This is a genomic window from Jannaschia sp. Os4 (assembly GCF_016820245.1).
Classification (GTDB): domain Bacteria; phylum Pseudomonadota; class Alphaproteobacteria; order Rhodobacterales; family Rhodobacteraceae; genus Jannaschia.
The window spans coordinates 790,770-797,013 of the sequence record NZ_JAFCAR010000001.1 but is presented as its reverse complement, the minus strand read 5'-3'; the positions used below and the strand labels follow the sequence as shown (position 1 = coordinate 797,013).

Here is a 6,244-nt window from a genome sequence, read left to right as displayed (position 1 = left end):
CGCGGCGCCCCCCCCCCCCCCCCCCCCCGCGCCCGGCGCCCCCGCCCCCCGCCGCTCCCCTACCTCAGTCCTACCTCGGGGTGCCCGGACACGGGCTGAGATGCAGCGATGCGAACCCGTCGAACCTGAACCGGCTCATACCGGCGGAGGGAAGGTCGCAAGCCTCCACCCGCCCGTGCCATTGGAGGATCGCCATGAAGGCCGCCATCGCCACGGGACTGTCCCTGCTCGCCACCGCATCCGCGGGCGAGGAGCTGACCGTCTACGCCCCCGACTACTTCGCCTCCGAGTGGGGGCCCGGCCCCGCCATCGAGCAGGCGTTCGAGGCCGCCACCGGCCACGACCTGACCTACGTGACCGGCGACCTGCTGCCGCGCCTGCTGCTGGAGGGGGCGCGGACCGAGGCGGACGTGGTGATCGGGCTGGACACGGACATCGCGGAGCGGGCGCGGGCCACGGGGCTGTTCGCGCCGCACGGGGTGGACACCTCGGCGCTGACGCTGCCGGTGGAGTGGACGGACGAGACGTTCCTGCCGTTCAACTGGTCCCATCTCGCCTTCGTCTACGACACGGACCGGCTGGCCGAGCCGCCCGCCTCCTTCGCGGACCTGATCGCGAACGACGGGCCGAGCCTCGTGGTACAGGACCCGCGCACCTCCGTGTCGGGCCTCGCCACGGCGTTGTGGATCCACGAGGTGTTCGGGGCCGAGGCGGAGGACGTCTGGCGCGGGTTGCGGGACGACATCGTGACCGTGACGTCGGGCTGGTCCGAGGCCTACGGCATGTTCACCGAGGGCGAGGCGGACATGGTGCTGTCCTTCACGACCTCGCCCGCCTACCACCTGATCGCCGAGGACGACGACACGGTGAAGGCCGCGATCTTCCCCGAGGGGCACTACGTGCTGGTCGAGACGGCGGGGCTGGTGGCGGACACCGACTCGCCCGAGGCGGCGCGGGCCTTCATGGACTTCGTGCTGACGCCCGCGTTCCAAGAGGTCATCCCAACGGGCAACTGGTCCTTCCCCGCCGCCCAGGCGGGCGACCTGCCCGAGGGGTTCGAGACGCTCGACATGCCCGACCGGGTGATCCACCTGACCTCGCCCGAGGCGGAGGCGGCGCGGGACGCGGCGGTGGCGGCCTTCGAGGCGGGGTTGCGGTGAGCCCCCGTTGACGGGCGTCGGCGCCCGCTGGGGGCTGGGGGTCGCGGCGGGGGTCGTCGCGGCGCTCGTGCTGCCGGTGGGCGCGGTGGTCTGGCGGGCCGAGGGACTGGGCGCGCTGGCGCCCGGCGACCGTGGGGCGCTGTGGTTCACGCTGTGGCAGGCCGCCGTCTCGGCCACGCTGTCGCTGCTGCTCGCGGTGCCGGTGGCGCGGGCCTTGGCGCGGCGGGCCTTTCCGGGGCGGGGGACCGTCGTCCTGCTGCTGGGCGCGCCGTTCATCCTGCCGGTGATCGTGGCCGTCCTCGGGCTGGTCGCGGTGTTCGGGCGCTCCGGCTGGCTGGCCGCGCTGGGGGTGGAGTGGCCGCTCTACGGCTGGGGCGGCGTGATCCTCGCGCATGTGTTCTTCAACCTGCCGCTGGCCACGCGGCTGCTGCTGCAGGCGTGGCTGTCGGTGCCGCCGGAGCGGCTGCGCCTCGCCGCGTCGCTGGGCTTCGGGCCGGGCGACGTGATGCGCGTGATCGAGCGGCCCCTGCTGCGCGCGGTGGGGCCGGGCATCTGGCTTGCGGTGTTCCTGATCTGCACGACCTCCTTCGCGGTCGCGCTGACGCTGGGGGGCGGGCCGCGCTCGACTACCGTGGAGCTGGCGATCTATCAGGCGTTCCGCTTCGACTTCGACCTCGGGCGCGCCGCCTCCTTGGCGCTGCTGCAACTGGCGCTGGGCGTGGGCGCCGCGCTGCTCGCCCTGCGGCTGGCGGTGCCGTCTGGCTTCGGCGCGGGGCTGGGCGGCGTGGCGGAGCGGTGGGACCACCGGACGCCGCTGCTGCGCGCGCAGGACGCGGTGGCGGTGGCGGCGGCCTGCCTGTTCCTGCTCGCGCCGATGGGGGCGGTCCTGTGGCGGGGGGTGCCCGCGCTGCCGGATCTGCCGGCCTCGGTCTGGGCGGCGGCGGGGCGGTCGCTGGCCGTGGCGCTGCTCTGCGCGGTGCTGACGGCGGGGGCGGCGCTGGCGCTGGCCCTCGCGGCCCTGCGGACGGGCTGGATCGAGGCGGTGGGGACGGCCGTCATCACCGCCTCGCCGCTCGTGCTGGGGGCGGGGCTGTTCCTGCTGCTGCGCCCGTGGGCGAACCCGGTCGCGCTGGCGCTGCCGGTGACGCTGCTGGTCAACGTGCTGCTGTCGCTGCCCTTCGCGCTGCGCGCGCTGATGCCCGCGGTGCGCGACCTCGACCGGGACTTCGGGCGGCTGGCGGCCTCGCTGGGGATGACGGGGCTCGCGTGGCTGCGGCTGGTCGGGCTGCCGCGGCTGCGGCGTCCGTTGGGCTACGCGGCGGGGCTGGCGGGGGCGCTGGCGGCGGGGGACCTCGGGGTGATAGCGCTGTTCGCGTCGCCGGGGCAGGCGACGCTGCCCTTGGCGATGTATCAGCTGATGGGGAGCTACCGGATGGAGGAGGCGATGGCCGCCGCGCTGCTGCTGGTGGCGCTGTCGCTGGGCCTCTTCGCCGCGTTCGAGCGGGGGTCGCGTGCGGCTTGACCTGACCCTCCGCCGGGGCGGCTTCGCGCTGGCCGCCGACCTGACCGTGCCGCCGGGGATCACGGCGGTGATGGGGGCGTCGGGGTCGGGGAAGTCGACGCTGCTGGGCGGGATCGCGGGGTTCGTGCCCGTCGCGGGGCGCGTCGAGATCGGCGGGGCGGAGGTGTCGGGCCGCGCGCCGGGGGACCGCCCGCTGTCGATCCTGTTCCAGGAGGAGAACCTGTTCCCGCATCTCGACGCGGCGACGAACGTGGCGCTGGGGCTGCGCGCGGACGCGCGGCTGGACGCGGCGGGGCGGGCGGCGCGGGACGCGGCGCTGGCGCGGGTCGGGCTGGAGGGCCTCGGCGAGCGCCTGCCGCGCGACCTGTCCGGCGGCCAGCGCTCGCGCGTGGCGCTGGCGCGCGCGCTGCTGCGGGACCGCCCGTGGCTCCTGCTGGACGAGCCGTTCGCCGCGCTGGGGCCGGCGCTGCGGGCGGAGATGCTGGACCTCGTGGCCGAGACGGCGGCGGAGCGGGGGATGGGGGTGCTGATGGTGACGCACGACCCCGCCGACGCGGAACGGATCGCGGATCACCTGCTGCTCGTGGCCGATGGCATAACCCACGCGCCGGTAGACGCGCGGGCGGCCTTGGCCGACCCGCCACCCGCCCTGCGCGCCTATCTGGGAGCCTGATGCACCCTCATCTTGGCAAAAGTACCTCGGGGGTCCGGGGGCAGAGCCCCCGGCGGGCCGGCCCGCAGGGCCGAACGAAGAAGGGCGCCCCGCGGGGCGCCCTCATCGTGTGGGGGGGCGGGGGTCACTCCGCCGGGTCGACATGCGTCCCGTAGCGGGCATGCGCCTTCACCGGGGCCCAGATGGCCTTGTTGGTGAAGTAGAGCAGCACCGCGAGCAGCCCGAGCATGATGACCGCGATCAGGCCCGTCTGCTTGCGGGCGGCGAGCTTGGGCTCGGCGGTCCACATCAGGAAGGCCGAGACGTCCTTGGCGATCGACTCCGCGTCCGTGGGCGCGCCGTCGTCGAAGACCACGTCGTCGCCGTAGATGACCGGCGCCATGGAGATCCAGCCGCCGGGGAAGGCGGTGTTCTCGTAGAGCACGGTGCCCGCCTGCTCCATCTCCTCGCCGGTGTAGCCCATGAGGAGGGACGCGATGTACTCCGGCCCGCCCATGCCCCTGAAGAGCTGGTTGGTCCCGAGGCCGTAGGGGCCGTGGAAGCCCGCGCGGGCCTTCGCCATGAGCGACAGGTCCGGCGCGCCGACGGAGTTGTTCGCCGGGAAGTTGTCCGTCGCCGTCGCGGTGCGGAAGTCGCCCTCGCCGAAGTTCAGCGAGCCGTCGAAGACCTCGTACTGCTCGGCATAGGCCTTCATCTGCGCGTCCGTGAAGCCCGGCCCCGCGGGGGAGGCGAGCGTGCGGAAGGCCACGTACTTAAGGCCGTGGCAGGCCGAGCAGATCTCCGTGTAGACCTTGAGGCCGCGCTGGAGCTGGTTCTGGTCGTAGGTGCCGAACGGGCCCTCGAACGGGAAGGCGTAGTCGGTGACCTCGTAGTCGCCCCCGGCGGCCAGCGCCGCCGAGGTCGAGACGGCCAGCGCCGCCAGGGTGGTGATGATCTTCTTCATTGGTCTCACTCCGCCGGCGTCGCGCCGCGCTCGCCGGGCAGGCGCATGCCGTCCCCGGTACCGCCGCCCTTGCCGTAGTCCTCGGCGAAGGCCTGCTCGATGGTCGCCGGGCGCGCCAGCGGCTTCTCGATCACGCCGAGCAGCGGCAGGATCACGAGGAAGTAGGCGAACCAGTACACGGCCCCGATCAGCGCGATGTAGGGGTAGATCCCCTCGGCGGGCATGGCGCCCGACCACATCAGCACGAAGAAGTCGACGACGAGCAGCCAGAACCACCACTTGAACATCGGGCGGTAGCGGCCCGAGCGGACCGACGAGGTGTCGAGCCACGGGGCCAGCGCCATCACCACGATAGCCGCGAACATCGCGATCACGCCGAAGAACTTCGCGTCGACGAGGCCGCCGGTCAGGAAGTCCACCGCGATCACCAGCCAGACGTCGCCGTCGAAGGCGCGCAGGATCGCGTAGAACGGCAGGAAGTACCATTCGGGCACGATGTGCGCAGGCGTCGCCAGCGGGTTGGCCTCGATGTAATTGTCCGGGTGGCCGAGGTAGTTCGGCATGAAGCCGACGACCGCGAAGAACACCAAGAGGATCACGGCCAGCGCGAACAGGTCCTTGATCACGAAGTAGGGCCAGAACGGCAGCGTGTCGCGCTGCGCCTCCTCCTTGGAGGTGCGCCGCACCTCGACCCCGGTGGGGTTGTTGTTGCCGGTCGAGTGGAAGGCCCAGATCTTCACGATGGTCAGGCCCGCGATCAGGAACGGCATCAGGTAGTGGAGCGAGAAGAACCGCCCCAGCGTGTCGTTCGCCACGGCGGGTCCGCCCTGCAGCGTCGTCAGGATCGCGTCGCCGACGAACGGGATGGCGCCGAACAGGCCGGTGATCACGGTCGCGCCCCAGAAGGACATCTGGCCCCACGGCAGCACGTAGCCGGTGAACGCCGTCGCCATCATCAGCAGGTAGATCAGGATCCCGATGATCCACGTGATCTCGCGCGGGGCCTTGTACGACCCGTAGTAGAGGTTGCGGAAGATGTGGAAGTACACCGCGATGAAGAACAGCGAGGCGCCGTTCGCGTGGATGTAGCGGATCATGTGCCCGCCGTTCACGTCGCGCATGATGTGCTCGACGGAGGCGAACGCGTAGTCGACGTGCGGCACGTAGTGCATCACCAGCACGATGCCGGTGACGATCTGCAGCGCCAGGGTGAAGGTCAGGATGATGCCCCAGATCCACATCCAGTTGAGGTTCTTGGGGGTGGGGATCATCAGCGTGTCGTAGAGCAGCGAGATCACGGGGATCCGCTTCTCGACCCACTTCTCGGCCTTGGAGCCGGGAACGTAGTGGTCGTGGGGAATGCCAGCCATGCGTCGGCCTCCTCAGCCTAGGGTGATCGTGGTCTCGCCCGTGAAAGCGGCCACGGGAACGGGAAGGTTGGTCGGGGCGGGGCCGCGGCGGATGCGGCCCGCGGTGTCGTAGTGCGAGCCGTGGCAGGGGCAGAACCATCCGCCGAAGTCGCCCGCGCCGTCGCCCAGCGGCACGCAGCCGAGGTGGGTGCAGACGCCCATCATCACGAGCCAGCGGCCCTCCTCGTCGAGGGCGCGGTTCTCGTCCGTGCCCGCCGCCGCGCCGTCGAGGTTGTCGTTGGCCGCGAGCGGGTCGGGCAGCTCGGACAGCTCGACCCCGCGCGCCGCCTCGATCTCCTCGGCGGTGCGGTGGCGGATGAACACCGGCTTGCCGAGCCATTGCACGGTCAGCTGAGAGCCTTCGGCGACGTCGGCGACGTCGACGTCGATCGAGGCCAGCGCGACCACGTCGGCCGAGGGGTTCAACTGGTTGATGAGGGGCCACACCGCCGCGCCCGTCACCACGAGGCCGGTTCCGGCGGTCGCGTAGTACAGGAAGTCGCGGCGGGTGCCCTGCTGCTCTTCGGTATGTGCCAC

At 72.2% G+C, this 6,244-nt stretch carries 6 protein-coding genes and 1 riboswitch; of the genes, 3 read left to right on the top strand and 3 right to left on the bottom strand.

Translation table 11 applies throughout. The features are described from left to right. Positions 1 to 66: 66 nt before the first annotated feature. Positions 67 to 169, top strand: a riboswitch (TPP riboswitch). Between the two features lie 25 nt (positions 170 to 194). The 3 genes from JQC91_RS04110 to JQC91_RS04100 are packed head-to-tail and all read left to right on the top strand — an operon-like array spanning position 195 to position 3,355. After that, a complete protein-coding gene (locus JQC91_RS04110; protein ID WP_203285478.1) occupies positions 195 to 1,160 on the top strand; it encodes a thiamine ABC transporter substrate binding subunit in 966 nt (321 codons plus the stop codon). 7 nt (positions 1,161 to 1,167) lie between these two features. After that, complete coding sequence (locus JQC91_RS04105) at positions 1,168 to 2,682, top strand: thiamine/thiamine pyrophosphate ABC transporter permease ThiP (protein WP_238941258.1); 1,515 nt, start codon at positions 1,168 to 1,170, stop codon at positions 2,680 to 2,682. Beyond that, a complete protein-coding gene (locus tag JQC91_RS04100) occupies positions 2,672 to 3,355 on the top strand; it encodes an ATP-binding cassette domain-containing protein (protein ID WP_343069896.1) in 684 nt (227 codons plus the stop codon). Before JQC91_RS04105 ends, JQC91_RS04100 begins: the two co-directional genes overlap by 11 nt. Positions 3,356 to 3,479: 124 nt before the next feature. Here the strand turns inward: JQC91_RS04100 and JQC91_RS04095 are convergent, their stop codons facing one another. From JQC91_RS04095 to petA, 3 genes are read right to left on the bottom strand one after another with little or no spacing between them, the layout of a single operon-like run. Then, a complete protein-coding gene (locus JQC91_RS04095; protein WP_203285477.1) occupies positions 3,480 to 4,298 on the bottom strand; it encodes a cytochrome c1 in 819 nt (272 codons plus the stop codon). A gap of 5 nt (positions 4,299 to 4,303) precedes the next feature. Continuing rightward, positions 4,304 to 5,668, bottom strand: coding sequence for a cytochrome b N-terminal domain-containing protein (locus tag JQC91_RS04090; RefSeq protein ID WP_203285476.1), 1,365 nt, complete (start codon positions 5,666 to 5,668; stop codon positions 4,304 to 4,306). Between the two features lie 12 nt (positions 5,669 to 5,680). Next, the gene (gene petA / locus JQC91_RS04085; RefSeq protein WP_203285475.1) at positions 5,681 to 6,244 is read right to left on the bottom strand and encodes a ubiquinol-cytochrome c reductase iron-sulfur subunit; all 564 of its coding nucleotides are present in this window, start codon (positions 6,242 to 6,244) and stop codon (positions 5,681 to 5,683) included.

Bases quoted from the DNA above. Each gene is read 5' to 3' on its own strand.
- JQC91_RS04090 (WP_203285476.1), bottom strand. From the start codon at position 5,668: ATGGCTGGCATTCCCCACGACCACTACGTTCCCGGCTCCAAGGCCGAG.
- JQC91_RS04095 (WP_203285477.1), bottom strand. From the start codon at position 4,298: ATGAAGAAGATCATCACCACCCTGGCGGCGCTGGCCGTCTCGACCTCG.
- JQC91_RS04110 (WP_203285478.1), top strand. From the start codon at position 195: ATGAAGGCCGCCATCGCCACGGGACTGTCCCTGCTCGCCACCGCATCC.